The organism is Vibrio sp. 1641 (assembly GCF_033339995.1).
GTDB lineage: Bacteria > Pseudomonadota > Gammaproteobacteria > Enterobacterales > Vibrionaceae > Vibrio > Vibrio alginolyticus.
The window spans coordinates 1-560 of the sequence record NZ_JAWOVP010000408.1 but is presented as its reverse complement, the minus strand read 5'-3'; the positions used below and the strand labels follow the sequence as shown (position 1 = coordinate 560).

The following is a 560-nucleotide window of genomic DNA, read 5'->3' as shown; positions in this document are numbered from 1 at the left end:
GCCTTGTAAGCCACCGACAGCGGCCAAACTCGGCATGGAAACCCCGATAGCTGCGGCAATTGGCATCAACAAGTTCGCGGTCGCGGTGTTCGACATAAAATTGGCCATCAACCAACACACGATGGAGAGTGCAACCACCACCGCAAATGGAGACAGTGCCTCATAATCAATTGCGTGGGCCAGCGCTTCTGCCAAGCCCGTTTTATCGAGTGCAATACCAATCGCAATACCACCGGCAACCAACCACAATACGTCCCAGTTGATCAGTTTGAGCTCTTCTTTGCCCATGATGCCCGTTAAGGTAAAGACTGCCAGAGGAATAATCGCGACGACGTACGTATTCATGCCATGAGCTTTGGTGGTCATCCACAAGACGATGGTGAGGGCGAAGGTCACGTAAACCACCATTGCGCGCCAGCTCTTTTTGAAAGTGCCATCCAACTTGAGTTTCATTTCTGGCTCGCTCGATGGGAACAGCTTTTGCAGTAAGAACCAAGCGATGGTCAATTGCACTAAGACAAAAGGTAAGCCCATCATCATCCATGAGAGGAAGTCGATGG

Annotated in this window: 1 protein-coding gene; it reads right to left on the bottom strand. The window is 50.9% G+C overall.

Translation table 11 applies throughout. The annotated features are described in order from the left end of the window. A partial coding sequence (locus R7Z47_RS26250) for an SLC13 family permease (protein WP_318130952.1) occupies positions 1–560 on the bottom strand: 560 nt, incomplete at both ends.